This is a genomic window from Methylibium rhizosphaerae, assembly GCF_006386545.1.
Taxonomy (GTDB): Bacteria; Pseudomonadota; Gammaproteobacteria; order Burkholderiales; family Burkholderiaceae_C; genus Pseudorivibacter; species Pseudorivibacter rhizosphaerae.
Genome location: NZ_SWAR01000011.1, coordinates 60184 through 85828 on the forward strand (window position 1 = coordinate 60184; position 25645 = coordinate 85828).

A 25645-nucleotide genomic window follows, 5' to 3' on the forward strand; every position below is an offset into this window, starting at 1 on the left:
CTGCATGGAACCCTCCGCCATCAACGACCCGTTCGCGCAGTTCGACGAACAGCAGCGCACCTTCATCAAGCCCAACCCGGGCGGCCGCTCGGGCACGCGCAGCGTCGAAGGCGGCACCGGCAGCGGCGAGTTCACCACCGCGCCCGAGCTGGGGGCGGCGCCCGACCAGGGCCTCAATCCGCTGGTGGCGCTTGCCAACCGGCTGCTGCTGGCCGTGCCCCAGCTGCGCAGCACACGCCATGTGGACGACCCGGCCGCGCTGCGCAACGCGCTGGCGCAGGGCATTCGCGACTTCGCCGCCCAGGCGGCGCAGCAAGGCATCGCGCCCGAACGCGTGATGGCCGCGCGCTACGTGCTGTGCACCATGCTCGACGAGGCCGCCGCCGACACACCGTGGGGCGGCTCCGGCACCTGGGCGCGGCACAGCCTGCTGGCCATGTTCCACAACGAGACCTGGGGCGGCGAAAAGGTCTTCCAGCTGATGGCGCGGCTGGCCGAAAAGCCCGAGGCCAACCGCGACCTGCTCGAGCTCATCTATTGCGCGCTCACTCTCGGTTTCGAGGGCCGCTACCGCGTCATCGACAACGGCCGTGCACAACTCGAGGCGGTGCGCGACAAGCTGGCGCAGATCCTCAAGCAGCAGCGCGGCGACTACCCGCATGCGCTGGCGCAGCACTGGCAGGGCCAGCCGGTCACCCGCAAGCGCGCCTACAGCTGGCTGCCGCTGGCGGCCACCGCCGCGGTGGCGGCCCTGCTGCTCACCGGCGTGTACCTGGGGCTGGCGCTTTCGCTGGGCGGCCATTCCGACCCGGTGTACGGGCAGATCCAGAGCCTGCGCCTGTCACCGCCGGTGGTGGCGCAGCCCCAGCCGGCACCCAAGCCGCGGCTCGCGCAATACCTGCAGCCCGACATCAAGGCCGGCCTGGTGGCGGTGCGCGACGAGATCGACCGCAGCGTGGTGACCATCCGCGGCGACGGCTCGTTCGCGCCCGGCAGCGCCACCCTGCTGCCCGAGCGCGAGGCCCTGATGCAGCGCATCGCCGACGCCCTGGCGCAGGTCAGCGGCGCGGTGCTCGTGACCGGCCACACCGACAGCCAGCCCATCCGCTCGGCCCGCTTCCCGTCGAACTGGCACCTCTCCGAAGAGCGGGCCCGCACGGTGCGCGACCTGCTCGTGGCGCGCAAGGTCGCGGCCGACCGCATTGCGTCCGAAGGCCGCGCCGACGGCGAGCCGGTGGTGCCCAACGACACCGTCGGCAACCGTGCGCTGAACCGCCGGGTCGAGGTCACCCTCTTCGTGGGCCGCGCCAGCGCCGCGCCCAAGGCCAAGTCATGAGACACCCTGTGTCAACCTGGATTTCGAGGGCCGAGCCCCCGGGGGATCGGCCGGCGTACCCGACGGCCGAGGGGCAGGCATCCCCGCGGGCCGAGCGCCGGGCCGCTCCCAAGCCGGCCCGCATCCCCCCGGGGGATCGGCCGGCGTACTCGCCGGACGAGGGGCAGGCATCCCCGACGGACGAGGGGCAGGCATCCCCGACGGACGAGGGGCAGGCATCCCCGCCGGACGAGGGGCAGTCATGAGCGCCATGGTCAAGAAGCTGCTCGGCCTCGTCTTCAACCGCTGGGTGCTGCTCGCGGTGCTGCTGCTGGCGCTGGCCCTGGTGATCTGGATCGTGGGTCCGCTGGTGGCGGTCGCCGACGTGCGGCCGCTCGAAACCACCGGGTCGCGCTGGATCACCATCGGCGTGGTCGTGCTGATCGCCGTGCTGGCGATGGCGTGGAAGGCCTGGCGGGCAAGCCGCGGCAACGCCAAGGTGGTGAACCAGCTGATGACCGCGCCGCCCGCGGCCAAGGAGGCCGAAAGCGCGGACATGCAGGCCGTGCGCCAGCGCTTCGAGAAGGCGCTGCTCACGCTCAGGCGCGCCCGCTTCGGCGCGGGTGGCGTGCTGTCCGGCTGGTCGGCGAGGCTGGGCGGGCAGTACCTCTACGAGCTGCCGTGGTACCTGATCATCGGCGCGCCCGGCTCGGGCAAGACCACGGCCCTGCACAACTGCGGCCTGAAGTTCCCGCTGGCCGAAGCGGTGGGCGACCATGCGGTGAAGGGCGTGGGCGGCACGCGCAACTGCGACTGGTGGTTCACCGACCGCGCCGTCCTCATCGACACCGCCGGCCGGTTCACCACCCAGGACAGCGACCGCGAGAACGACCGTGCCACCTGGAGCGGCTTCCTCGGCATGCTCAAGAAGTCGAGGCCGCGCCAGCCGGTCAACGGCGTGCTGGTCACCGTGTCGGTGGCCGACCTGCTGACCCGCGGCCCCGCCGAACGCGCGCAGCACGCGGCCACCGTGCGCCAGCGGGTGCAGGAGCTGCACCAGGACCTGGGCATCCGCTTCCCGATCTACCTGCTGGTCACCAAGTGCGACCTGCTGGCCGGGTTCATGGACTACTTCGCGACGCTCGACAAGGACCTGCGCGCCTCGCCCTGGGGCTTCACCTTCCCGCTCGACCCTGCAGCGCTGAAGGGCGAGTCCGCCCCGCTGTCGCGCTTCGGACCCGAGTTCGATGCACTGCACCAGCGCCTGAACGACGGCCTCATCGACCGCCTGCAGGCCGACCGCGACGCGCAGCGCCGCGCCCGCATCTACGGCTTCCCGGGGCAGTTCGCCGGGCTGCGCGGCATGCTGCAGGAGTTCGTGGACACCGTGTTCTCGCCCTCCCCGTACGAAGCCAACCCGCTGCTGCGCGGCGTCTACTTCGTGAGCGGCACGCAGGAGGGCACGCCCATCGACCGCGTGCTCGGCGCCGTGGCCCGGGCCTACCGGCTCGAGCGCGCCATCGTGGCGCCCAACCAGTCCAGCGGCAAGAGCTACTTCCTGAACCGGCTGCTCGGTGAAGTGGTGTTCGCCGAAAGCGGGATTGCCGGCACCAACCTCAAGTGGGAGCGCCGTCGCACCGCAATCGCGCTGGCCGGCTATGCCGCAGTGGGCCTGCTCACCGCGGGCACGCTGGTGGCATGGAGCACCAGCTACATCAACAACCGGCGCTACATCAGCGAAGTGTCCGAGCGCGTCGAAGAGGTGCGCAAGCTGGTGCAGGCCACGCCCAACCGGGCCTCGCCCGACCTGCAGCCCATCGTGCCGGCGCTCGACGCCACCCGCACCTTGGCCGTCACCGGCCGCAACAGCGACGAGGTGCCCTGGTCCCTGGGCTTCGGCCTCTACCAGGGCCGCAAGCTCGACGGCGCCGCGAACACGGCCTATGAACGCATGCTGGTCGACGCGGTGCTGCCGCGGCTGGCGCTGCGCATCGAGGAGCAGCTGCGCCAGGGCGGCGATGCGCCCGAGATGCAGTACGAGGCGCTCAAGGCCTACCTGATGCTGCACGACCCCGACCACTTCGAGGCCGAGTCGCTCAAGACCTATGTCGAAGCCGACTGGGACGCCCAGTTCGGCCGCGAGCTGGCCCTCGAAGACCGCGAGCAGCTGTCGCGCCATCTCGACGCCCTGCTCTCGCAAGGCGCCGCCGTGTCGCCGCTGCCCGAAGACAAGGCGCTGGTCGAGCAGCACCGCACCCGGCTGGCCACGCTCACGCTGCCGCAGCGCATCTACAACCGCATGCGCCACCAGGGGCTGGGCGGCGAGTTCCCCGAGTTCACCGTGGTGCGCGCGGCCGGCAACAACGCGGCGCTGGTGTTCACACGGCGCAGCGGCGCGCCGCTCACCAAGGGCGTGCCGGGGCTGTTCTCGTACGACGGCTACCACCGCGGCTTCCAGCGCGAGGTGCCGCGCGTGTCGCAACAGCTGGCCGACGAGCAGGGCTGGGTGCTGGGCATCACGGACCCGGCAAAGAACGCGGCCGCCGTGGTACGGGGCACCGACCCGCTGGTCGATGACGTGCGGCGCATCTACCTCACCGAGTACGCCACCATCTGGGAAGCCTTCATCGCCGACGTGCGGCTGCTGCCGATGACCAGCCTGCCTCAGTCGGTGCAGATGGCACGGCTGCTGTCGGGGCCCGACACGCCGATGGTGCCGCTCATGAAGGCCATGTCGCGCGAGACGACCCTGCTGGCCGGCGACGGCAGCGTGGTCGGCACCGCCGAGAAGAAGGCCGGCGAAGTGCTGGGCAAGTCACGCGAGGCGCTGGCCGGCCTGCTGAGCAAGAAGCCGGTGGCTGGCGGCCCGCGCATCGAGAGCATCGTCGACGACCGCTTCGCCGGACTGCGCCAGTTCGTCTTCAAGCCCGAAGGCGGCAAGGCGCCGATGGACGACACGGTGGCCCTGATCGGCGAAGTGCACGTGCTGCTCAATGCGGTGGACACCGCCATCAAGGGCGGCTCGGCCCCACCGCCCTCGCCGCTGCCCAACCGGGTGAAGGCTGAGGCGGCGCGCATGCCCGAGCCGGTGCGGTCCATGCTCGACAACCTCTCGTCGAGCAGCGCGCAGGTCTCGCAGATCCTGGTGCGGCAGAACCTCGGCCAGGAGGTGAAGTCGCAGGTCGGCGAGTTCTGCCAGCAGGCGGTGGCCGGCCGCTACCCGCTCAACCGCGCGTCCAGGCGCGACGTGACGCAGGCCGACTTCGCCATGCTGTTCGCTCCCGGCGGCAAGATCGACCAGCTGTTCCAGCAGAAGCTCGCCCAGTACGTGGACACCACCACCCGGCCTTGGAGCTTCCGCGCGGTGGAAGGCACGCCGCTGGGCACCGACCGCGGCCAGCTGCCGCAGTTCCAGCGGGCGCAGGCCATTCGCGAGACCTTCTTCCCCGGGGGCAACACGCCTTCACTGCGGCTGGACTTCAAGCCGCTCGAGATGGACAGCACCCTCACCCAGTTCATCCTCGACGTGGATGGCCAGGTGGTGCGTTATGCGCACGGCCCGCAGATCCCCGCCAGCGTGCAATGGCCCGGCCCGCGCGGCAGCCAGCAGGTGCGGGTGCAGGTGAGCCCGCCCAGCAACAACGGGCAGCCCTCAGGCATCGTCGAAGACGGGCCCTGGGCGCTGTTCCGCCTGTTCGATCGCGTGCGCATCGACCCCACCGGCGCACCCGAGCGCTTCCGCGCCACCTTCGATGTGGGCGGCCGCAAGGCGGTGTTCGAAGTCACCACCAGCAGCGTGCGCAACCCGTTCCGCCTGCCTGACCTCTACGAGTTCGCATGCCCTTCGGGCCTGTGACCGGCCACCCGCTGCGCTCGCTGACCCCATGCTCACCGGCACTTCGACCACCGACACGCGCGACGCGCCCGGCTGGTACGGCAAGCTCTCGTCGCTGGGCGACTTCGCGCAGCGACGCCTGCCGCCGGCCTGGATCAGCGCCTGCGACGCCTGGCTGTCGCGGGCGATGCAGGGCAGCCAGGCCCAGCTCGGCGCGCACTGGCTCGACGTCTACCTCACCGCGCCGGTGCTGCGCTTCGCGTGGGCGCCCGGCGTCGTGGACGCGCAGTGGTGGTTCGGCGTGCTGATGCCCAGCTGCGACAACGTGGGGCGCTACTTCCCGCTGGTGGTCGCGCACCCGCGCACCCGCCCGCCCGTGGACCGCATCGCACTCGACCACCTGGAGCTCTGGTACGACGACGTCGCTCAAGCGGCGATGCAGACGCTGGGCGAAAGCGCTTCGGTTGACGTGTTCGAAGAAGCGCTTCGCCAGTCGCCCCCCTGGCCTACGCCGGGCCCCGGTGCCGCCCTCAACCCGCAAGGCAGCCCGCATCTCCAGCGCTACCCGCTGGCGCCCGCCGCCTCGCTGGCGCAATGGCTGCACACACTCGCCGCCGCGGACCTGCAGGCCCGTCTGGCGGGTTGCACCCTGTGGTGGCGCCGGGGCGAAGACGGCAGCTCCTCGGAGTCGGTTTGCGTGCTGCGGGGCTTGCCGGAGGCGGCGGGATTCGTCGAACTGCTGGGAGGTCGCGCATGACGCTCAAGTTCAGGGACCCCGATGGCCAGGTGCGCGAGTTCCGCAGCGCCGAAGAGGCGTATCGCGAGATCCTCGCGCACGTGAACGGCGGCTTCCACACCTTCTTCGTGCATGTGAAGCGCGACATCATCCCGATCCTGGAGGAGTGGATCAGCGCGCAAGGCGGCGACGACCCGAACGCCTGGCGCGTACGCAAGGAGCTGGGGCAGCAACGCCACATCCTCGAGTTCGGCGACTACACCAACATGGCCCGCGCGGTGATGGGCGAGTTCCTCGCCCGCGAGGCGCTCGACGACACCGAGACCCGCCTGGCCCGTGCAACCGTGCAGTCGCGCTACGTCGCCACGCACCTCGCGGCACTGCTCGACAAGGTGCGCATGAAGGTCGCCCACCCGTCCGCCCCGAAGGTGCTGGCCCCGCTGCTCGACGAACAGGTGGTGCACAAGCTGCCCTACCAGCCGCTGTACAGGAAGGCGGGCGCCAGCATCGCCCGCGTGCTGAAGCAGCCCGATGCCTACTACTTCGAAGACCGCGTCGTCACGCTGCACGACGTGACCGAATACCTCAAGAAGAACCTCGCCTCCGCGGTCGAGGTGCCGCCGGAAAAGAGCACCGGCACCTACTTCCGCATCAATGAGTTCGGTGTGCCCGAATACAGCCGTCGCATCATCCGCGGCACGGCCGACTTTCGCTACAAACCGGGCGCCGACGAGCCGGACCGCTACACCCTGAAGGAGAACAGCGGCTACGTCATGGCGGCGCGCGTGCAGGGCATCCCCATCTGGGCCGGCCCGTCGTTCACCACCGGTCGCCTCATGCGCATGGCCGAATGGGCCGGCGCCACCGCGCAGGAATACGAAGCCCTGGCCTGGGCCATCTTCGCCTTCTGGAACCAGTGCTACCCCACCTCGTCGACCTGGGTGCACCGCTTCCATGAGGTGATGGACATGGCCGCCAACTGGGGCGTGCCGTTCACGCCGTTCTCTTACCCCGGCGACATTCCGCCCAATGCCGGGGCGCTGCGCTCGCGGCTTTGATCGCTGCCAATTCACCGCGTCAGTGCGTTGCGTTGCAGCGGTAAGCGTTTGTCATGCGACCTTGGGCAGCGCACGGCGCCGGCGAGAACATACGGGCTTCTTCGCAGCAAGCGAACAGGGAGCTCTCATGCACACGCAGCTGCTGTACAGGCGCGCTGGCCATGCGGCCCTCGGCGTGGCCTTCGCGGCCTTCCTCGGCGGAGCCTGGGCCCAGGCCCAGCCGCCCGTCACCGACTGGACGAGCCTCATGTTGCCGGCCCCCGCCGGCATCGTCCGATGGAGCGCCAGCGGAATGAACAACCTCGGCCAGGTCATTGGCGTCGGCTTCACGCAGTACGGCCCTCCCGAGATGGCGCCGGTGTTCTACGACGGCATCACGTCGCGCACGCTGCCGACGCCTGTCGACACCCGGACCACCCAGGCGGTGGCCATCAACGACGCCGGCCAGATCCTCGTGGAAAACCGCGCGGTGGAAGAAGGCCCGCCCTATGCCAGCGGATCGCGCTCGTCCATCACGCTGCACAGCGGCGGCGTGATGACCGAAATCATGCCGACGGGCATGCGCGATGCGAGGGCGGTGGACCTCAACAACCGCGGCGAGGTGCTGATGAGCGGCAACATGAGCAACGGCTACGTGAGCGCCGTGACGGGCCCGTCCGGCACGCGCTACCTGGCGGCCACCGGCATCGAGGCGCTCGACCTCAACAACAACGGCGTGGTGCTCTATCGCAACGGCTTCTCGCAAGACAGCCCGCCCCATCTCGATGACCACGGCACGGTGACCCGCCTGGGGCCGGCGGACCGCACAGTCCACGTGTGGCGCCTGAGCGACCGGGACGAGGTCTGGGGCACGATGGACAGCGTGCTCGCAGGCGTGATCAGCAGCTTCGTCGGCGGTGTCGCCACGCCGCTGCCGGGCAATCCGCGTGGCTCCGTCGGCGATGTCAACGACCGCGGCGATGTCCTGATGAAACTCTGGGACCACCCCCGCACCGCCTTCCTCTATCGAGACGGCGTGTTGACCGACCTTGGTGTGGGCATCGCAGGGCTGACGGCTGTTCACGGCGTGTCCGCCAACAACGCCGGCCAGGTGCTGTTCACCGGCGAGCTCGACTGGGGCGCGCGCCGTTATCTGTATTTCTGGGACAACGGCACCGTCACCAACCTGACCGAGGTGCTGTACCGCGAGGCAGGGGACGCGGCCGCACTCTACGGGATCGGCGGCGTCTGGCTCAACGATGCCGGGCAGGTGCTGTTCAGCAGCGCTGGCGCAGAACTGGGGCCGCTGCTGCTCTCGCCGGTACCCGAGCCGGGCATGCTGGGACTCATGCTCGCCGGCCTGTTTGCGCTGTTCTGCACGAGACGAAGGAGCGCGGGCCCGGCCGCTGCCGCACGGCCTTGCTGACGGCGGCACTCATGGTGGCGCCTGGGTCGCCGCCGCGGTCGTCCAGCGCAGCCGCAGCAGCGCGCCGATCCGCTCGAGCAGTTCGTCGGCATCGACCGGCTTGGTGAGGAAGGCATCGGCCCCCGCGTCCAGGCTGGCGGCCCGGTCGCTGGACTGTGCGCTGGCCGAGATGGCGATGATGGGCACCGCTGCCACGCCGGGCGTGCGGCGCAGCCGCCGCGTGGCCTCCAGGCCATCGAGCACCGGCATCACGTTGTCCATGAGCACCAGGTCCACCGGCAGGCGCCTGGCCTGCTCCAGCGCCTGTTCGCCGTCGCAGGCTTCGTGCAGCTCGAAACCCAGCGGGGCGAGCAGATCGAACAGCATCCTGCGGTTCGCCGGCACGTCGTCGACCACCAGCAGGTGCCTTCTGGCTCCCTCGTAGCCGGTGGCCTGCGACACCGCGGCAGGCGCCGCCTTCTGCGCCGGGACCGCCGTGGCATCCGCAGCCGCCGGCATGCGGATCGGCAGGTCGAACCAGAAGTGGCAGCCCTTGCCGGTGTCGCTGATCAAGTGGATCTCGCTGCCCATGCGGTGCAGCAGTTCGCGGCAGATGGCGAGGCCCAGGCCCGTTCCCTGCGGGCGGTACTCGGCATCGCCGACCTGTTCGAACGGCCGGAACAGCCGCTGCTGGTCCTGCAGCGAGATGCCCGAGCCGCTGTCGATGACCTCCATGCGCACATGCCGCGCGTCGTGCCGGCCCACCACCAGCAGCACATGGCCGTGACTGGTGAACTTGACCGCGTTGTCCAGCAGGTTCAGCAGCACCTGGCGCAGGCGCTTTTCGTCGGCGAACAGCGCCGCCGGCAGGTCGGCGGCGGCCCGGCATTCGAAGTGCAGGCCCTTCTGCTGCACACGCACCTGCATCACGTCGCAGAGCATGCGCAGCAGGGGCTGCAGCGCGATCTCGGTGGGCAGCAGCTCCAGGCGCCCGGCTTCGATCTTCGCCAGGTCCAGCACGTCGTTGATGAGCGTGAGCAGGTGCTCGCCGCTCTGGTGGATGGTGCGGGCGCGCCCGCGCTGCGCCGGCGTGAGGGAGCCGTCGCGCTCCAGGATCTGCGCGAAGCCGAGGATCGCGTTGAGCGGCGTGCGCAGCTCGTGGCTCATGTTGGCCAGGAAGGCGCTCTTCGCATGGCTGGCCACCTCGGCGCGCTCCTTGGCCTGCTCCAGCTCCTTCGTGCGGGCCCGCACCAGTTCCTCGAGCTGGTCGCGGTGGCGGCGCAGCTCTTCCTGCGCCAGGCGTCGCTCGGTCACGTCGGCGCCGAAGGACTCGATGTACAGCGGCTGGCCGTCGTCGCCGCGCACCACCCGCATGCTGGCCGACACCCACAGCGGCCGACCGTCGCGGTGCCGCAGGTTCAGCTCGTAGCCCCGCAGTGCGCCGCGCTCGAGCAGGCGCTGAAGGAACTCGTCGCGCTCCTCGGGGTGCACGTACAGCTGCTGGCGGATGCTCTTGACCGAGTTCACCAGTTCCTCGGGAGACCCGTAGCCCAGCATCGCTGCGGCTGCCGGGTTGGCCGACAGCAGGCGGCCGTCGAGCGTGGCGCGCCAGATCGCCTCCACCGCATTGGCGTAGATGCTGCGGTAGTCGGCTTCGCTGCGGCGCGACTCCTCCAGCGACTGCTGCAGCTTGCCGGTCATGGCATTGAAGCGCTGCGCCAGCTCGCCGATCTCGTCGCGGGAGTCGACGCGCACGCGCCGCGACAGGTCGCCCTCGGCCACCTGTTGTGCGGCGCGGGTGAGTTCGGCCACCGGCCCGGCAATGCTGCGCGCCACCATGGCGGCGATCGCCGCGGCCACCAGCACCAGCAGGGCGCCGATGACGGTGAGCTGCACGACGATGGCTGCGATGGTCTGCTTCTGCTGCTCCATGGTCTGCTGCAGCAGCGCCTGCGTCTGCACGCCCAGCGCCTGCTGCGCATCCTTGGCGCCCTTGAGCGCGTCATACAGCGCCAGCAGGCGCTCGTTGCGCTCGCGCGTGCTGCGCACCCCCAGTTCGCCGTCGGCCAGACGCGTCACCGCGGTCGACAGCACCGACAACGCACGCTCCAGCGGCGCGCGGCCTTCGTGCGCGTCCAGGCGGTCGGCGGCCGAGCGCAGGTGCTGCAGGGCCTGCTCCATCGCATCGCGCTGCTCGGGCCCGCCCACGATGGCGAAGCGCTCCACGTCGGCCTCCAGCACCGACAGCGCCACCGCCACCTCCTGCAGCCGCGACAGGCGAGTGCCGTTGGGCGCCACCTGGTCGGCAGCGGCCCGCACCTGGCCCAGCTGGTAGAGCCCCGCGCCCATCACCAGCAGCACCAGCGCCAGCACGACAGCAAAGCCGCAGAGGATCTTGCGCTGCACCGACGCTGCCACCAGGGCGGGCATCTTCATCGTCAGGCGCCCCGGTGCACGATGCCGGCGTTCTTCAGCAGGGCCGGGCTGAAGACCACGCCCAGGCGCTCGGCCAGCGCGAGGTTGAGCCCCAGCACCGCCTTGCGGTTCTCGACCAGCGGAAACTCCGCCGGCTTCGCCCCGCGCAGGATCTTCAGGGCCACCTCGGCGGCGTATTCACCCTGCTCCTCGGGCAGCTTGCCCATGGTGAGCAGCACCAGCGGCGTCATGTAGCCGTCCACATAGCCGGTGGGGATGCGGGTGTTCTCCAGGATGAAGACCCGCGCCGCTTCCTCGTCCCAGCCCGCGATGCCGGCGTAGTTGCCGGTGATGAGCATGTGCGCCTGGCGCTGCAGCTCGACATAGGCACGCTTGAACTCGTCGAAGCTGCGCACCAGCCGCGAGGCCATGCGACCGTCGAAGAAGCGGCGGTTGTAGGTCGCCACCACCTTGGCCTGCGTCTGCGTGTCGCCGCTCAGGTAGGCCACCTGGTCGCCGCGCGCATAGTCGCGCATCGCCCGCACCAGCGGTCCCACCAGGTCCACCTCGAGCATGCCGGTGATGGTGCGGGTCGGAAAGCCGTAGGCCGAAGCATCCCAGTTGATGCCGGCAAACACCACCGGCAGCGACGTCTCCTTGACGAAGGGCACGACGAAGTAGCGGGCCGCGTTGTCGTCGGTGGCAATCACCATGTCGGGCCGGAAGCGGTCGAGCTCGGCCTTCGCGCGCTCGCCCGCCTGGCGGGCATGCGCCTCGTCGGTGTTGCGGGCCGTGTCCATGCGCACGATGCGCAGCTCGACGCCGCTGCCGGCCAGCACGGCGTTGATACCGCGGCCGATACCGTCGTTCCAGGGGTTGCCCGCGTGGTAGGAGTCCACCCACAGCACGCGCTTGCCGGCGAGGTCGGGCCCCGCGGCGGACACCGCCACGGCCATGCCCAGATGCCCCAGCACCAGCAGCGCGCCACGCCGGGTCGTCGAACAGGCAGTCATGGCAGGCCTCCTCTCGCGTGCTGCGCCCCGCCGGCGAGGGCGAGGCCGCGACGGCTCCCTGCGCCGTATCTTGCTCTCGATCGGGGCGCCGGGAACAGGACGTTTCCCTCATGTCGGCGGCTGCTACCCTCGCCGCCATGGATTCCCTCATCGCCGCCGCCGGACGCGCCCTGGCGGCAGGCGACACGCTGGGCGCACTCAAGCGGGTGGCGTTGCGAAACGACCCGCCGGCGCTGGCGCTGCGCGGCATCGCGATGGCGCGGCTGGGCGAGCTGGTGCGCGCCCGCGAGCTGCTGCGCCGCGCCGCGCGCGGCTTCGGCGCCCACGAGGAACTGGCGCGTGCCCGCTGCGTGGTCGCCGAGGCCGAGGTGGCACTCGCGATGCGCGAGCTCGGCCACGCCACACGTGCACTCACCGCCGCGGCGGCGGCACTGGAGGCGCGTGCCGACCGGGCCAACGCACTGCAGGCCCCCCTCATCGTGGCGCGCCGGCTGCTGCTGCTCGGGCGGCTCGACGAAGCGTCGGCCGTGCTGGCGCAGGTCGATGCGCGCGGCGGCCCGCCGGCCTTGCTGGCGGTGGCCGAGCTGGCGGCCGCAGAACTGGCCCTGCGCTCGCTGGACGTGGATGCGGCGCAGGCCGCCCTCGGGCGGGCCCGTACGGCTGCCGAGCGTGCCGGCCTGCCCGCGCTGCTGGCCGAAGTGCTGCAGGCGCACACCGCGCTCGAAAGCCCGGCCGCCCGCCGCCTCGCCAACGGCAGCGAAGAGGCGCTGCGGCTGCCGCAGGTGGCGGCGCTGCGCGCCTCGGGCACGCTGGTCATCGATGCGTGCCGGCATGGGCTGGGTACCGGCACCGCCTGGCTGCCGCTGGCGCGCCGCCCCATCCTGTTCGCACTGGCACGTGCGCTCGCCGAGGCCTGGCCCGCCGATGCCGGCCGCGAAGCGCTGATCGAGAAGGCCTTTCGCACCCGCCAGCCGGACGAGACACATCGCGCGCGCCTGCGGGTGGAGATCGGTCGCTTGCGCCGCCTCGTTGCCGGCTGGGCCGGCATCGAGGCGACGGCACGCGGCTTCGCGCTCAAGCCGCATGACGGGCGCAGCGTGGTTGTCCTCGCGCCGCCGGTCGACGGCGAACAGGCCTCGCTGCTGGCGCTGCTGGCCGACGGCGCGGCCTGGTCCACCTCGGCGCTGGCCCTGGCACTCGGCGACAGCCAGCGCACCGTGCAACGGGCACTCGCCGAACTGGAGGCCGCCGGCCGCGTGCGCTCGGTGGGCCGGGCACGGGCGCAGCGCTGGCTGGCGAAGCCGCTGGCCGGATTCACGACGATCTTGTTACTCCCGGCCGCGCTGCCGCCTGAGTAGAGTCCTTCCAACGGCGCCACGACCTGCGCCGGCACAGGAGGCCGAAATGAACCGCAAGACCCGCAGCAACCCGACGACCGAAGCACCGGTGCAGGCCGCCGAGATCGTGCGCGAATACGGCCCGTTCAACGACGCGCAGCGCGTGCACGGGGTGACCCATGACGGACAACGGGTCTGGGCGGCCACCGGCGCGCAGCTGGTCGCCTTCGACCCCGCCAGCGGCGAGACCACCCGCACGCTCGAACATGCCTGCGATGCCGGCACCGCCTTCGACGGCCGCCACCTCTACCAGATCGCCGAGGCACGCATCGACAAGATCGATCCGGCCACCGGCGCGGTGCTGGCCTCGATTCCGGCCCCGGGGCACGGCGCCGACTCGGGCCTCGCCTGGGCCGAAGGCAGCCTGTGGGTCGGCCAGTACCGCGACCGCAGGATCCACCAGATCGACCCGGACACCGGCCGCGTGCTGCGCACCATCGAGTCCAACCGCTTCGTCACCGGCGTGACCTGGGTCGACGGCGAGCTGTGGCACGCCACCTGGGAAGGCGACGAAAGCGAGCTGCGCCACATCGACCCCGCCGACGGCACCGTGCTGGAGCGGCTGGCCCTGCCGCAAGGCGTGGGCGTGAGCGGCCTCGAGTCCGACGGCGAAGCGCTCTTCTACTGCGGCGGCGGCCCGAGCGGCAAGGTCCGCGCCGTACGGCGCCCGCGCGCTTCATCCTGATCCCTCGGCCCCGCGGGCCGTATCCCTTCGCACCGGCCGCATGACTGCATCGCGGCAGGCCCCGGTGCGCCCTTGTGCTTTCGCACGTCAACCACCGGCCGGCAAGGCCCAGGAGCAGACCATGAACACCACCACGATGGACCGTCCGCACACCAGCACCAGCGACCACCGCGTCGTCTCGCGCGAACGCTGGCTGGCCGAGCGCCAGGCGCTGCTGGCGCGCGAAAAGGAACTCACCCGCCTGGGCGACCAGCTCGCACGTGAACGCCGCGCGCTGCCCTGGGTGCGCATCGACAAGCCCTATGTGTTCGACACGCCGCAGGGGCCGCGCGCACTGGCCGAGCTGTTCGACGGCCGCCGCCAGCTGCTGGTGCAGCACTTCATGTTCGCGCCGGGGTGGGAGCAGGGCTGCAAGAGCTGCTCCTTCATGGCCGACCACCATGAAGGCGCCCGGCTGCACCTGGCGCAGCGCGACGTGACGCTGCTGGTGGTCTCGCGTGCGCCGCTGGCCGACATCGAACGGTTCCGCCGCCGCATGGGCTGGCAGTTCGCCTGGGTGTCGTCCCACGGCAGCGACTTCAACCGCGACTTCGGCGTGCACTTCACGGCCGACGAACTGGCGCGCGGCGAGGTCGCCTACAACTACACCCGGCAGCCCTTCCCCCTCGAGGAGGCGCCCGGCATCAGCGTGTTCTGGCGCGACGACGACGGCACGGTGTTCCACACCTACTCGCGCTTCGGCCGTGGTGTCGAAGTGATGATGGGCACCTACCACCTGCTCGACCTCACGCCCAAGGGACGCGACGAGGAAACGCTGGCCTACGGCATGGAATGGGTGCGCCACCACGACCGCTACGAACAGCCGGCCGCCGCCCGGGCCACGGCATCGGCAACGGCCGCGTCGTGCTGCTCCACGGCGCACGCCTGAACGCCGCGCTCAAGGCCGCCGCGATGGACAGCCTCTGGCCCTGGATCGCACTGGCCGCAGCCGGCGCGCTGCACGGCATCAACCCGGCCGGCGGCTGGCCCATGGCCGCGGTCCGCGGCGTGCGCGCGCACAGCGTCGCCGCGGCGCTGCGCGCGCTGTGGCCCATCGCTGCGGGCCACCTGGTCTCGGTGGCGCTCGTGGCCGGCACGCTCGCGCTCGGTCCGGGCCTGTCGTCCACGCTGCTGCAGTGGCTGGCAGGCGCCCTGCTGCTCGTGCATGTGATCGTCCATTGGCGGCGGCGCACGCAACCCGCAAGTCATGCACCGGCGCCCGGTACCGGCCTCGCGCTGTGGTCGTTCATCGTTTCGACTTCCCATGGCGCCGGGCTCATGCTGGTGCCCGCACTGGTGCCGCTGTGCCTCGGCGACGGACCGGCACGCGAGATCACCGCGGGCGGTTCGCTGGCCACCGGGCTCGCGGCGGTCGGCGTGCACATGGCGGCGATGCTCGTCGCCATGGCCGTGATGGCAATGCTCGCCTGCCTCGTGGTCCGCCGGGCGCATTGAACTTCGTCGCTATCGCCACCATTGCCGCGCCTTTATTGCCCGGCCGATATCGCGCTCCTAGACTGCCTCGCACGCTCACAACCGCGTGACCCCCGCAGCCAGAGGAGAAGCTCATGTCCGCCGAACCGAAATGCCCGTTCTCGGGCGACAAGAACAAGCCCGCGCCGTCGCGCACCCGGGGCAACCGTGACTGGTGGCCCAACGCACTGAACCTCTCCATCCTGCATCAGCATTCCCCGCAGTCGAATCCGATGGGACCGGCATTCGACTATGCCGAGGAGTTCAAGAGCCTCGACCTCGATGCGGTCGTGAAGGACCTGCATGCCCTGATGACCGATTCGCAGGACTGGTGGCCCGCCGACTTCGGCCACTACGGCCCGCTGTTCGTGCGCATGGCCTGGCACTCGGCGGGCACCTACCGCACCGCAGACGGCCGCGGCGGCGGCGGCAACGGCTCGCAGCGTTTCGCGCCGTTGAACAGCTGGCCCGACAACGGCAACCTCGACAAGGCGCGCCGGCTGCTGTGGCCGATCAAGCAGAAGTACGGCCGCAAGCTCTCGTGGGCCGACCTGATGATCCTCGCCGGCAACGTCGCGCTCGAGTCGATGGGCTTCAAGACCTTCGGCTTCGGCGGCGGCCGCCCCGACATCTGGGAGCCCGAGGCCGAGATCGACTGGGGCAGCGAAGGCACCTGGCTCGCCGACGAACGCTACAGCGGCGATCGTGAGCTCGCCCACCCGCTGGCCGCGGTGCAGATGGGCCTCATCTATGTGAACCCGGAAGGCCCGAACGGCAACCCCGACCCGCTGGCCGCGGCCCGCGACATCCGCGACACCTTCGCCCGCATGGCGATGAACGACGAGGAGACGGTCGCCCTCATCGCCGGTGGCCACACCTTCGGCAAGACCCACGGGGCCGGCGACGCGTCGCTGGTGGGAGTCGAGCCCGAGGGCGCCGACGTCACCGAGCAGGGCCTGGGCTGGACCAGCAGGTTCGAGTCGGGCGTGGGCGCGCACGCGATCACCAGCGGCCTCGAAGTCACCTGGACCACCACGCCCACGAAGTGGAGCAACAACTTCTTCGAGAACCTGTTCGGCTACGAGTGGGAGCTCACCCGGAGCCCGGCCGGCGCGCACCAGTGGGTGGCCAAGGGCGGCGCCGACATCATTCCGGATGCGCACGACCCCTCGAAGCGCCGCCCGCCGATGATGCTCACCACCGACCTGTCGCTGCGCTTCGACCCGGCCTACGAGAAGATCTCGCGCCGCTTCATGGAGAACCCGGACCAGTTCGCCGATGCCTTCGCACGGGCCTGGTTCAAGCTGACCCACCGCGACATGGGCCCGCGTGCGCGCTACCTCGGCAAGCTGGTGCCCAAGGAAGCGCTGCTCTGGCAGGACCCGGTGCCGGCGGTGGACCATCCGCTCGTCGACGAGCAGGACATCGCCGTGCTGAAGGCCAAGGTGCTGGCCAGCGGCCTGTCGATCTCGCAGCTGGTGAGCACCGCCTGGGCCTCTGCCTCGACCTTCCGCGGCGGCGACAAGCGCGGCGGCGCCAACGGCGCACGCATCCGCCTGGCACCGCAGAAGGAATGGGACGTCAACCAGCCGGCCGACCTGTCCAGGGTGCTGCCGAAACTGGAAGCGATCCGGAAGGAGTTCAATGCCGCGCAGACCGGCGGCAAGCAGATCTCGCTGGCCGACCTGATCGTGCTGGCGGGCGGCGCGGCCATCGAGGCGGCGGCCGGCAAGGCGGGCCATGCGGTGCAGGTGCCGTTCGCCGCGGGCCGCACCGATGCCACGCAGGACCAGACCGACGCCGAGTCGTTCGCACCGCTCGAACCGAGGGCCGACGGGTTCCGCAACTACCTGCGCAAGGGCCTGGAAGGTGCGGCCGCGGAGCTGATGCTCGACAAGGCCCATCAGCTCACGCTCTCGGCGCCCGAGATGACGGTGCTGGTCGGCGGCCTTCGCGTGCTGGGTGCGAACCACGGCAGGTCGGCGCACGGCGCCTTCACGCAGCGTCCTGAGGCGCTCACCAACGACTTCTTCGTGAACCTGCTGGACATGCGCACGAAGTGGCAGCGGTCGGCAGCCGACGAAAGCGTGCTGGAAGGCCGCGACCGGACCACCGGGGAGCCGAGGTGGACGGGCACCGTGGTCGACCTGATCTTCGGCTCGAACTCGCAGCTGCGCGCGCTGGCGGAGGTCTATGCCAGCAGCGATGCGCAACCGGCCTTCGTGCGCGACTTCGTGGCGGCCTGGGTCAAGGTGATGAACCTCGACCGCTTCGACCTGCCGCGCAACTGAGCACAACCGCCCGGCCCTGCACAGGGCCGGGCGCGGCAGTTCAGTTCAAGGCCCCTGTGACGTCGGCTAGATCCACGTCGATGTCCTGGTAGCTGGCGACTTCCCGGCCGTGCCGGCTAGCAGGCATGAAACCCGTTGCCTGGAACATCTCGCGCAGGCGCTCCACGACGGGCTCGTCCTGCTCGGCAGCAAACAGCGCCACGACCTGCGTCACCGCCCCGTCGGGCGATATGTACAGGCGCAGGCGGATCGGCAGCCCGCTCGGGGCGGTGCCGTCGAGCATCGCCGGATCCGGGCTCGAACGCGGAAGCGCCGGTCGATCGACCTCCGTGGCGGCGTAGTACCTGGGCCCGGTTGCCGGCGCTTCCTCCGCCGTGGCGACCAACCGGGCTTCATGCTGCGGTACGGGGGGCCGGTCAGCGCGGTTCGCTGGTGCCGCCGCCGGCGTCAGGGCTTGACCCGCAGGCGCCGGCTGCAGCCGCACCTGCAGCGTCGGCGTGCTGCCCGCATGCGGCGCCTGCCGCGCAGGAGCCGCCATGGCTGCCCACAGTGCGGCATGGCCGGCCAGTGCCAGGCACAGCGAGCCCCATATCGCCGGGCGCATGACCATCGCCTCCGTGCCTGTCGTCAATCGGCGGTGAGCACTTCGCGCCAGCTCAGGCGTCGCAGGCCGGAGGCCCCGCTGAAGTTGCCCTTGAGCCCGGAGACGTCGCCCTTGCTGCCGCCCGCGATGAGGCGGACCTTGCCGCCGACGTTCTTGAACACGATGTCGGTCGCGGTGCCTTTCACTGCGCTCGTCGAAGCCGCGATGCTGCCGTCGGCGTTCTGCAGCACCGACTTGCCGGTCGCCATGTTCACCGCGATGGCGCGGCTGGTGCCCGCGGGATCGCAGGCGTCGCCGCTGGGCAGGTTGACAGCCACCGCCACGATGCCGTTGAGGTACACCGGATGCACCGTCACCCGTTCGGTCACGCTGGAGGTCGCGGCGCGGCCGAAATCGTGGTACCAGCCCATCGAGGCCTTTGGTGCGCTGCCAATGCCCTGATCGAGCTGGGTGTTGGGCTCGAGTTCGCCGGCCTCGCTGCGGGTGATCGGGAAGTCGGCCTCCTTCGGCAGCGTCGCGTTCGTATGGAAGGCGGTCTTGGTGCCGTCGATGATGGCGTACAGGCTCTGCACCTGGCTGTTGTTGATGTCCGAGTCGGCCAGCAGACGCCCGGTGCCGACGAAGACATAGCGCTTCTTCGAGTTCGGCTCGATGGCGATGCGCACCGCGGTGGTCACCGGCTGGGGCGCGCCGCTCGGGTCGGTGAGCTTGGCCAGCTTGATCGGCGCATCGTAGGCGCTGCCGGTGGTGCTCGTCAGGTCGTAGCGCCACACGTTGCCCTGCAGGTCCCCCACGTACAGCGCATCCGCGGTGTAGTCGGTTTCGTCGGGAATGAAGGCGGTCAGGTGGTCCATGTTGATGGGCTCGCCCGAGCTGCCCTCGGGCGTGGCCACGGCCTCGAGCAGCTTGCCCGTCCTGGGGTTGATGAAGAACACGTAGCCCTTGCCGTCGCTGTTGTTGTAGCCCGAGGCAATGGCCACCACCCAGCCGTACTTGCGGGTCTTGAAGACCTGCGCGTCGCCCCAGCTGTAGCCCAGGCGTTCGTCGGTGAACTCCCACAGCACCTTCTCGGCCACCGCCCTTTCGGTGGTCCACTCGGCCGGCTTGGTCACGTCGATCGCGAAGTAGCCCTTGCCGCCCTTGCCCAGGCCGCTGATCAGCACGCTGCGCCAGTCGCCCGACGCCTTGCTGCCGCCGGTGCGATCGAGGTCGATGTCATAGACCTGCGGGCTGGCATCGACGAAATAGTGGTGCGTGTAGTCAGGATTGCCGAGGGAGGCCAGGCCCGAGGTCCCGGCCGTCTTGGCGGTGCCGTAGGTGAAGCTCGGCACGTAGGCGAACAGCTCGTCCCCACCCGCCGCGGCAGAATCCGTGCCGTCGAAGGCGTGCAGCATGCCGTCGTTGGCACCGACATACACAACCGTCTTGCGCGAAGCGTTGTCGCGCTTGAACTTGCTGTAGCCAGGGTTGGTGATGTCGAAATAGCGGGCGGACGGACTCGACACGGCGAGAACCTTGGAATTCACGATGTCGCCCAGCAGGTGAGTGCGGCTGCGGTAGACGCCGCCTTCCTGGCTGGCCTCGCGGCTGCGATCGCCACGCAGGTAGTTCAGGAAGTTGGCCGCCGACTGCTGTTCGCTTGCGACACCCGGGACCTGGGAGAACGACGCGTAGAGCGTGCGCTCGAGAAGGCCCGCCGACCCCATGCCCTCCGCCGTGAAGGGCAGCGCCTCGCCCTTCTTGGTGCAACAGGTCACGATCTTGCGCTGCGCCGGCTTGGTTTCGTCGAGCTTGGCGGCGGCGCTCCATTGCTTGCGCAGGTTGGGTGTGCCGTCATCCCCGAAGGTCACCGAAAAGCCCGTCACGTCGCCCGTCCAGCTTTGCGGGTCATAGCCGGCCGCGAAGCTGGTGCCGCTGTTTTCTTCGTTCGGCGACGCGGTGACGAACGCGGTGCTCGTGGCCTGCGCGAGCTCGGACGACATCTTCGCGAAGGCACGGCTCAACCCCTCGCGCATGCGCTCCGGCCGGTTGGCGGGGAAGTAGTTGTCCGGCCGCTTGTCAGTACCCGTCGTGCCATCGGTGGCGTACTTCAGCGAATTGGTACCGATGGGGATCGTGTCCGAGCTGGTATGCCAGAGCTCGTCGGTCAGCGTCTTCTCGTCGTTCGATTTCGCATACGGCTGGAAGCCCTTGGGCACGGTGAAGCCGCCGTACTTGGTGGCCAGCCAGTACTGGTTCTTGTGCTTGTAGACCTGGTTCTCCAGCACGTCCATCCAGTAGGTGTTCACCGTCTGGGTGCCGCTGACGTCCTTGCGGATGTCGGTGGTGTGCGCGTCGTAGGCCAGGCCGGCAACGTAGTAGCTGTTGCACTGGAACCACTCGTTGGGGCAGGTGGTGCTGCTGACGTCGCCGTAGATGCTGCTCAGCGTACCGGTGCTCAAGCCCTCGAGCCTGCCCACCATGTCGGTGGCGGTCTTCACATTCACCGAAGTATCGGCCTCGATCTCCGCCGGCATGGGCTTGGGCTCGAGCCCGCTCAGAAGGACGCTGCCCTGCAGGTTGGCGTCTCGGTGCGTGTTCACGTCGCCGATGCCGAGAATGAAGTTCTTCTGGCACGAGTAGAGGATCGGGTCGTCCCACTTCCGGATGGCCGGAAAGCCGTCGAGCCATTGTGCTGCGGTGGCGGAATTGCCGGCCCCTTTGAGGTCGGTGTAGGCCCTGACGTTGCCCAGGTTCTTGAAGTAGCGCAGCGCCGCGTTGTACATCTCGCTGACCGGATCTTTCTCCTTGTAAGACTTCGCCTCGTAGCCGAACTTGTTCAGATAGTTCATCACTCCGCTGTTTGCGATGGCGACGGTCCAGCCATCTTCCGCCGCGCTGCCCACGGTGGCCTTGGCGTCATCGGCGTCGGGGTTGGTGAGCATCACGCCGGTGGAACTGCTCCATTCCGCCCCGCCGTTGGGCACGCCTGCCGAGCCCGGTACCGCCTTGGTCGGGCCGATGAACTTCATTCGCGCGCGCATCACGCCACCGTCGCGCTGCTGCGTTTGGGTGCCGCTGTGGTTGTAGTAGCCAAAGGCCGAGTAGCGCAGCTTGTCGGCGTACTGCTGCATGAGGCCCTCGGGCTTGTAGTTGGTGCCGTACTGCACGCAGTTGCTCTCGACGCCGACCGCCGCGTCGCACACCTTCACGTTGATGTAGAGCTCGTAGGTGGTCGAGTCCTGGGCGAACCGGTCATCCTTGGCTTGGACGTGCGACGTCTGGCTCGTGTAAGGAACCACGCTGCCCATCGTGCCGGTCCCGGTGATGTACATGCGCGTGCCGAGGTTGCGGATGCGGGTCGTGGCCGAGTTCCAGGTGAAGGGGGTGGCGCCCGCGATGTCATGGGTCGCGGTCTTGTCCGGAATCACGCTCGGCACATCCATGGCCGCATAGGTCTTGGTCAGGATGGTGCTGTCCTTGGTATCCGTGCTGCGGTAGCCGCCGGTGAGCACCCAGCGAAACGCATCGAGCGTCTGCATCGACGCCCAGTTCAGGTAGTTGCCGCTCCACAGCGGGGTGCTCCACGAGCTGGAGCAGGCATGCTTGCGCGCCTCGCTGTGGGGCTTGAAGTAGCTGCTGGCCGGCGTCGCCTTGTCGTAGACGTAGCTGTAGCACTTCTCCGGGTCGAAGTAGCCCAGGAAGGTGCTCTGCGCCGAATAGACCGTGGTGCTCGGGTAGGCCGGGGTGGTCGCGGTCGGCCACTCGACCGACAGGGCCAGCGCCAGGTTGCCCGGCACCATGGTCGCCGAGAACAGCGGCTGGTCGGCCAGGTCGATGTTGACGGCACCTGCCACCGGCAGCTCAATGGCGGCCGCCGTCAGGGCGGCCAGGAAAGCGGCTCTCGTTTTCATCGAACGACCGTGGTTTGTATGAAGACTTGCGTATTGCGCGGCCCGACCGCTCTCACGCTGATGCGGTAGACGGGGCGCACCTGGGCCTTGACCTGCCGGAAGCGGGAGTCATGCGCCTCGTCGGACTTGCCGCTCACCGTGGCGCAGGCCGTGGTGCTCATGTCGCCGGCACCCAGGCATTGCCTGTCGATCACGTAGCGCACCGTCACGCCTGTGTCCTCGTCGGAGATGTCGGCGGCGCGCATGCCGGCGGTGTCGAACAACGCGTCGTCCAGCAGCACCATCGGAATGCCCTGATCGCTGGAAGGCAGTCGCGACGCCGAGTAGTTGTGGGTCCGCGCGTCCGAGTTGCGGGCGCTTTCGGCGGCCAGTTCACCGGTGGACAGCAGCTTCACCGCGACCTGCACGCCGCGCTCGGCTTCGTTCTTGAGGTCGCGCTTGAAGGCCAGGTTGCCGGCCTGCAGCATCGACGTGTCGAGCGAGCGCACCAGCGCCACCGCCGAGATCAGCAGGATGGTGAGCGCAATGAGCACGATGATCAGCGCCACCCCGGCCTGCGGACGCCGCAGGGCGCCCGCAGGCGCGCTCATGGATGAGGCGCCGTGCCGCGCCGAACAGGTTGCCGCATTCATTTGAGGAGCGTGTTGCGCACCGGGATGGTGGTTTCGAAGGTGCGATAGCGGTAGCGCTTCTCGTCGTCGGATTCCAGCGTGCGCTGGTACTGCAGCGAGGCATCGAGGTCGGCGAACAGCGCGGGAATGCTTTCCGTCACGACGTCCTTCTCGGGCAGCGACGTGCGCATGATCAGCCCCACCCGCACCGCGCGGATCTGCTTGAGCAGGCCCGTGGCGGTGGGCGAGCCGTCCATCAGCCTGGCGAGCCGGTAGCCGCTGCCTTCATCGGGAGAGACCCATCGGTCCACGACGAGGTCCCCGTCGGTGTCCACGCCGTACAGCGCATGCATCTCGAACACGCCATCGGCGATGGGCGCCAATGGACTGGCCGTGGTATGCATCAGGTCGTAGCTGTAGAGCGTGTTGTGCTCGCCCACGCCGATGACCTGGAACGCCGGCGCGCCGCCGGCGGCGCTGCCCAGCGGCAAGGCGCGCGCACTGCCCTCGCGGTAGCTCTCGGCGCCGGTGCCGTTGACCGCGGACGCGTTGAAAGGGCCGCTGAGCGCGAGCTTGCTCGACGCACCGACCGCAGCCGTGGATCCCACTTGCTGCACCAGGCAGTCCACCGGACCACCCGTCGCCTCCAGCGGCTGCTCGTCGACCAGCAGCACCAGGTCGCCAGCCGCGACGCTCATCGTGTTGTCAAGCTTGAGCTCGCTGCCTTCGGCCTTGCCCGCGAACTTCACCGGCACCGAAGCGAGGCCGGAGGTGCTGGCCATCACGATGAGCACGTCGGAGGCCTTGTTGCTCACGGCAGGCTTCGTCTGCCCCTGCCCGATCAGCACCGGCGCGAGCCTGAAGGTGTTGGCGGCGCCGGTGTCCACATCGGCAAACGGATCCGGCAGCGGCTGCGTCCGGGGCAGCAGGACGCTGTTGTCCTTGGCAGCCAGCAGCTTGCAGCCCAGCGCATAGTCGGCCGCCTCGGCCAGGCCGGAGCCGGCGCCGCGCACCAGCTTGTCGAGCAGGTAGAGCGTGTAGTTGCCGGTCTGGTTGATGTCGTTGCCCGCGGTCGTCGTGCGCTTGCGCCCTTCGGACTGGGCCATGACGGTGAAGACCGCCAGCGCCAGCACCATCGACAGCACCACGCCAACCATCAGCTCGACCAGCGTCATGCCGCGCTGATTCGCGCGGACCTTTGCACCTGAGCGCTTCACGGCTGCACCACCTTCGTGACGTACGAGCTGACAGGGTCGGACGGCAGCTTGGCCGGCGAGCGCCAGGTGATGCGAATGGCGACCATCCCTTCGCCATCGGGCCCGCTCACCACGCCCTGGGCGTTGGGCAGGCCCCCGGCGGCAGTGTCCGCCAGGCGACGCTGCCACGCTGCGACAACGTCCTGGTTCACTTCTGTCGTACCGGCCGCCCACATCTGCGACACCAGTTCGTTGGCGAGCAACGTGGCGCGCGTGCGGTCTTCGGCATCGATGGACAGCTGCGTCGCGCGCGCCTGCAGCCCCACCATGCCCAGCACGCCGATCGAGAAGATCACCAGCGACACCAGCACCTCGATCAGGCTCATGCCCTGCTGTGCGCCACGCCGCCGAATCGAGGACGGCACTTGCGGTTCAGCAACCATCGGGGTTCCCATCGGACAGTTTCTTGGCGGCATCGCACATGCGGATCTTTCCGCCCAAGTAGGCCTGCACGCGCAGCTCGCGGTCTGCGCCCGGCGTGCTGATGGCGTAGACCATCGGCTCGATCGCAGAGGCCGGCGCGACGCACTCCTGTCCCAGGCCTGTGGCTGCGTTGCTGACCAGGCGGCCCATGGAGTTGAAGCACAGCAGTGCGGGGCCGGTGACGGTGACGCTCGACTGGCTGGCAAAGGTTTCGCCGACGATGTAGTCGCTTTCGCTCGCTGCCTCGCCAGCGGTCTGAGGCAGCACGCGGGCGTACCAGTTGCGGCCGTTTTCCGCGGGCGCGGCCTCGACCTCCGGCTGCGAGTTGGTCAGGACGAAGCTCGTCTGCCGGCTGCGCCGCACGGCTTCGGTCTGGCTCATGCGCAGACTGTTCTGCAGGGACTCGGCCACGCTGCGCACCCTGGCGCCGGCAACCCACGCCTGAAAGCTCGGCACGGCCGCCATCATCAGCAGGGCGAACACGGCCAACGTGATCATCAGTTCCACCAGCGAGAAGCCGGCCTGGCGGAAGGCTCTTGCGATCAGCATGTGCCGCCCTTCTTCGTGATCCAGCAGCCCAGGCCGCCGGCGGGGACGGTGCCCCACCGAGAAGGCAGGCCCAGAGTGCGCTGGCGGCCAGCCTGGTCCACTGTGAACACGAAGCCGTCGGCGCTGTCGGCGCCGCGCGCCGTGATCGTGTAGCCGGTGGCAGTGGGCGCTTCCTCACAAACCACAGAGAAGCTGCGCACCGTCTGCGTGGCCGTGCACGGGGCGGTCATGGTGCCGCTGACGTTCGCATAGGTGCGGTTGTCCTGGTAGTACTGCTCCATGCGTGCGCGGGTGGAGCCCAGCAGGTTCGTCGCATCGACGAGCCGGCCGCGCAGCACGTAGTCGGCATAGCTCGGATAGGCAATGCCTGCGAGGATGGCAACGACGGCCACCGCGATCATGAGTTCGATCAGCGTGAAGCCGCCGGCGGCGCGCCGGCGCCACTTGGCTGGCCGATGCATGTGGGCAAAGGCGGCTGCATGCCGCGGCTGATTCGAGCGGTCGTTGACGTTCTGCACGTGGGGGACTTCCGGTTGGTGCGCGTTTCCGATGACCCGAAAACGCGTTGTTTCGATGCTAGGAAGCCTGCCTCTGGCAGTCATGACGGACTTCTAACGACCCCATGACGGCACGCTGGCGCCGCCGCAGGAATTCACGGCCGGCGCGTC

The 25645-nt window shown here is 69.6% G+C and carries 19 protein-coding genes; 10 read left to right on the forward strand and 9 right to left on the reverse strand.

What is annotated here, in order from left to right; translation table 11 throughout:
* The first annotated feature begins 4 nt into the window (after positions 1 to 4).
* The 5 genes from E8D38_RS10620 to E8D38_RS10640 all read left to right on the forward strand — a co-directional run bounded on the left by E8D38_RS10620 (position 5) and on the right by E8D38_RS10640 (position 8349).
* On the forward strand, positions 5 to 1336 hold the full coding sequence (locus tag E8D38_RS10620; RefSeq protein WP_140629015.1) for a DotU family type VI secretion system protein: 1332 nt from the start codon (positions 5 to 7) through the stop codon (positions 1334 to 1336).
* Between the two features lie 241 nt (positions 1337 to 1577).
* Positions 1578 to 5171 carry a type VI secretion system membrane subunit TssM gene (gene tssM, locus E8D38_RS10625; protein WP_246099429.1) on the forward strand — a complete coding sequence of 1198 codons (3594 nt, stop codon included), beginning with the start codon at positions 1578 to 1580 and terminating at the stop codon, positions 5169 to 5171.
* 28 nt (positions 5172 to 5199) lie between these two features.
* The gene (gene tagF, locus E8D38_RS10630; RefSeq protein ID WP_181179039.1) at positions 5200 to 5907 is read left to right on the forward strand and encodes a type VI secretion system-associated protein TagF; all 708 of its coding nucleotides are present in this window, start codon (positions 5200 to 5202) and stop codon (positions 5905 to 5907) included.
* Positions 5904 to 6944 carry a hypothetical protein gene (locus E8D38_RS10635; RefSeq protein WP_140629020.1) on the forward strand — a complete coding sequence of 347 codons (1041 nt, stop codon included), beginning with the start codon at positions 5904 to 5906 and terminating at the stop codon, positions 6942 to 6944. Before tagF ends, E8D38_RS10635 begins: the two co-directional genes overlap by 4 nt.
* A gap of 127 nt (positions 6945 to 7071) precedes the next feature.
* Entirely contained in the window at positions 7072 to 8349 is a 1278-nt protein-coding gene (locus E8D38_RS10640) for a PEP-CTERM sorting domain-containing protein (protein ID WP_181179041.1), read from the forward strand.
* Between the two features lie 9 nt (positions 8350 to 8358).
* Here E8D38_RS10640 and E8D38_RS10645 read toward each other — a convergent pair whose 3' ends face one another.
* The gene (locus tag E8D38_RS10645; protein WP_140629026.1) at positions 8359 to 10764 is read right to left on the reverse strand and encodes an ATP-binding protein; all 2406 of its coding nucleotides are present in this window, start codon (positions 10762 to 10764) and stop codon (positions 8359 to 8361) included.
* Between the two features lie 2 nt (positions 10765 to 10766).
* Positions 10767 to 11756, reverse strand: a complete 990-nt coding sequence (locus E8D38_RS10650) for an ABC transporter substrate-binding protein (RefSeq protein ID WP_140629029.1) — start codon at positions 11754 to 11756, stop codon at positions 10767 to 10769.
* A 137-nt stretch (positions 11757 to 11893) separates the two neighbouring features.
* Between E8D38_RS10650 and E8D38_RS10655 the strand changes: the two genes are divergently transcribed.
* The 5 genes from E8D38_RS10655 to katG all read left to right on the forward strand — a co-directional run bounded on the left by E8D38_RS10655 (position 11894) and on the right by katG (position 17641).
* Entirely contained in the window at positions 11894 to 13114 is a 1221-nt protein-coding gene (locus E8D38_RS10655) for a helix-turn-helix domain-containing protein (protein ID WP_140629032.1), read from the forward strand.
* A gap of 46 nt (positions 13115 to 13160) precedes the next feature.
* Complete coding sequence (locus tag E8D38_RS10660) at positions 13161 to 13838, forward strand: Vgb family protein (RefSeq protein ID WP_140629035.1); 678 nt, start codon at positions 13161 to 13163, stop codon at positions 13836 to 13838.
* Between the two features lie 121 nt (positions 13839 to 13959).
* Complete coding sequence (locus E8D38_RS10665) at positions 13960 to 14766, forward strand: DUF899 domain-containing protein (RefSeq protein ID WP_140629038.1); 807 nt, start codon at positions 13960 to 13962, stop codon at positions 14764 to 14766.
* A complete protein-coding gene (locus E8D38_RS10670) occupies positions 14742 to 15332 on the forward strand; it encodes a hypothetical protein (protein ID WP_246099430.1) in 591 nt (196 codons plus the stop codon). The genes E8D38_RS10665 and E8D38_RS10670 overlap by 25 nt, the downstream gene beginning before the upstream one ends.
* Before the next feature lie 113 nt (positions 15333 to 15445).
* Entirely contained in the window at positions 15446 to 17641 is a 2196-nt protein-coding gene (gene katG / locus E8D38_RS10675) for a catalase/peroxidase HPI (RefSeq protein WP_140629041.1), read from the forward strand.
* A gap of 40 nt (positions 17642 to 17681) precedes the next feature.
* Here the strand turns inward: katG and E8D38_RS10680 are convergent, their stop codons facing one another.
* The 7 genes from E8D38_RS10680 to E8D38_RS28885 are packed head-to-tail and all read right to left on the reverse strand — an operon-like array spanning position 17682 to position 25495.
* Complete coding sequence (locus E8D38_RS10680) at positions 17682 to 18245, reverse strand: hypothetical protein (protein ID WP_140629044.1); 564 nt, start codon at positions 18243 to 18245, stop codon at positions 17682 to 17684.
* Between the two features lie 23 nt (positions 18246 to 18268).
* Positions 18269 to 22138: a pilus assembly protein gene (locus E8D38_RS10685; protein WP_140629047.1), complete on the reverse strand. Its 3870-nt coding sequence runs from the start codon at positions 22136 to 22138 to the stop codon at positions 18269 to 18271.
* Complete coding sequence (locus E8D38_RS10690) at positions 22135 to 22728, reverse strand: pilus assembly PilX family protein (RefSeq protein ID WP_140629050.1); 594 nt, start codon at positions 22726 to 22728, stop codon at positions 22135 to 22137. Before E8D38_RS10690 ends, E8D38_RS10685 begins: the two co-directional genes overlap by 4 nt.
* 38 nt (positions 22729 to 22766) lie before the next feature.
* Entirely contained in the window at positions 22767 to 23966 is a 1200-nt protein-coding gene (locus E8D38_RS10695) for a PilW family protein (RefSeq protein WP_140629053.1), read from the reverse strand.
* On the reverse strand, positions 23963 to 24421 hold the full coding sequence (gene pilV, locus E8D38_RS10700) for a type IV pilus modification protein PilV (RefSeq protein WP_140629056.1): 459 nt from the start codon (positions 24419 to 24421) through the stop codon (positions 23963 to 23965). The genes E8D38_RS10695 and pilV overlap by 4 nt, the downstream gene beginning before the upstream one ends.
* Complete coding sequence (locus tag E8D38_RS10705; protein ID WP_140629059.1) at positions 24378 to 24977, reverse strand: GspH/FimT family pseudopilin; 600 nt, start codon at positions 24975 to 24977, stop codon at positions 24378 to 24380. Before E8D38_RS10705 ends, pilV begins: the two co-directional genes overlap by 44 nt.
* On the reverse strand, positions 24971 to 25495 hold the full coding sequence (locus E8D38_RS28885; protein ID WP_281286099.1) for a type IV pilin protein: 525 nt from the start codon (positions 25493 to 25495) through the stop codon (positions 24971 to 24973). The genes E8D38_RS10705 and E8D38_RS28885 overlap by 7 nt, the downstream gene beginning before the upstream one ends.
* Between the last annotated feature and the right edge of the window lie 150 nt (positions 25496 to 25645).

What these genes read in the sequence shown, in the direction of transcription:
- E8D38_RS10620 (WP_140629015.1), top strand. Translation starts at nt 5, where the DNA reads ATGGAACCCTCCGCCATCAACGACCCGTTCGCGCAGTTCGACGAACAG.
- tssM (WP_246099429.1), top strand. Translation starts at nt 1,578, where the DNA reads ATGAGCGCCATGGTCAAGAAGCTGCTCGGCCTCGTCTTCAACCGCTGG.
- tagF (WP_181179039.1), top strand. Translation starts at nt 5,200, where the DNA reads ATGCTCACCGGCACTTCGACCACCGACACGCGCGACGCGCCCGGCTGG.
- E8D38_RS10635 (WP_140629020.1), top strand. Translation starts at nt 5,904, where the DNA reads ATGACGCTCAAGTTCAGGGACCCCGATGGCCAGGTGCGCGAGTTCCGC.
- E8D38_RS10640 (WP_181179041.1), top strand. Translation starts at nt 7,072, where the DNA reads ATGCACACGCAGCTGCTGTACAGGCGCGCTGGCCATGCGGCCCTCGGC.
- E8D38_RS10645 (WP_140629026.1), bottom strand. Translation starts at nt 10,764, where the DNA reads ATGAAGATGCCCGCCCTGGTGGCAGCGTCGGTGCAGCGCAAGATCCTC.
- E8D38_RS10650 (WP_140629029.1), bottom strand. Translation starts at nt 11,756, where the DNA reads ATGACTGCCTGTTCGACGACCCGGCGTGGCGCGCTGCTGGTGCTGGGG.
- E8D38_RS10655 (WP_140629032.1), top strand. Translation starts at nt 11,894, where the DNA reads ATGGATTCCCTCATCGCCGCCGCCGGACGCGCCCTGGCGGCAGGCGAC.
- E8D38_RS10660 (WP_140629035.1), top strand. Translation starts at nt 13,161, where the DNA reads ATGAACCGCAAGACCCGCAGCAACCCGACGACCGAAGCACCGGTGCAG.
- E8D38_RS10665 (WP_140629038.1), top strand. Translation starts at nt 13,960, where the DNA reads ATGAACACCACCACGATGGACCGTCCGCACACCAGCACCAGCGACCAC.
- katG (WP_140629041.1), top strand. Translation starts at nt 15,446, where the DNA reads ATGTCCGCCGAACCGAAATGCCCGTTCTCGGGCGACAAGAACAAGCCC.
- E8D38_RS10680 (WP_140629044.1), bottom strand. Translation starts at nt 18,245, where the DNA reads ATGCGCCCGGCGATATGGGGCTCGCTGTGCCTGGCACTGGCCGGCCAT.
- E8D38_RS10685 (WP_140629047.1), bottom strand. Translation starts at nt 22,138, where the DNA reads ATGAAAACGAGAGCCGCTTTCCTGGCCGCCCTGACGGCGGCCGCCATT.
- E8D38_RS10690 (WP_140629050.1), bottom strand. Translation starts at nt 22,728, where the DNA reads ATGAGCGCGCCTGCGGGCGCCCTGCGGCGTCCGCAGGCCGGGGTGGCG.
- pilV (WP_140629056.1), bottom strand. Translation starts at nt 24,421, where the DNA reads ATGCCGCCAAGAAACTGTCCGATGGGAACCCCGATGGTTGCTGAACCG.
- E8D38_RS10705 (WP_140629059.1), bottom strand. Translation starts at nt 24,977, where the DNA reads ATGCTGATCGCAAGAGCCTTCCGCCAGGCCGGCTTCTCGCTGGTGGAA.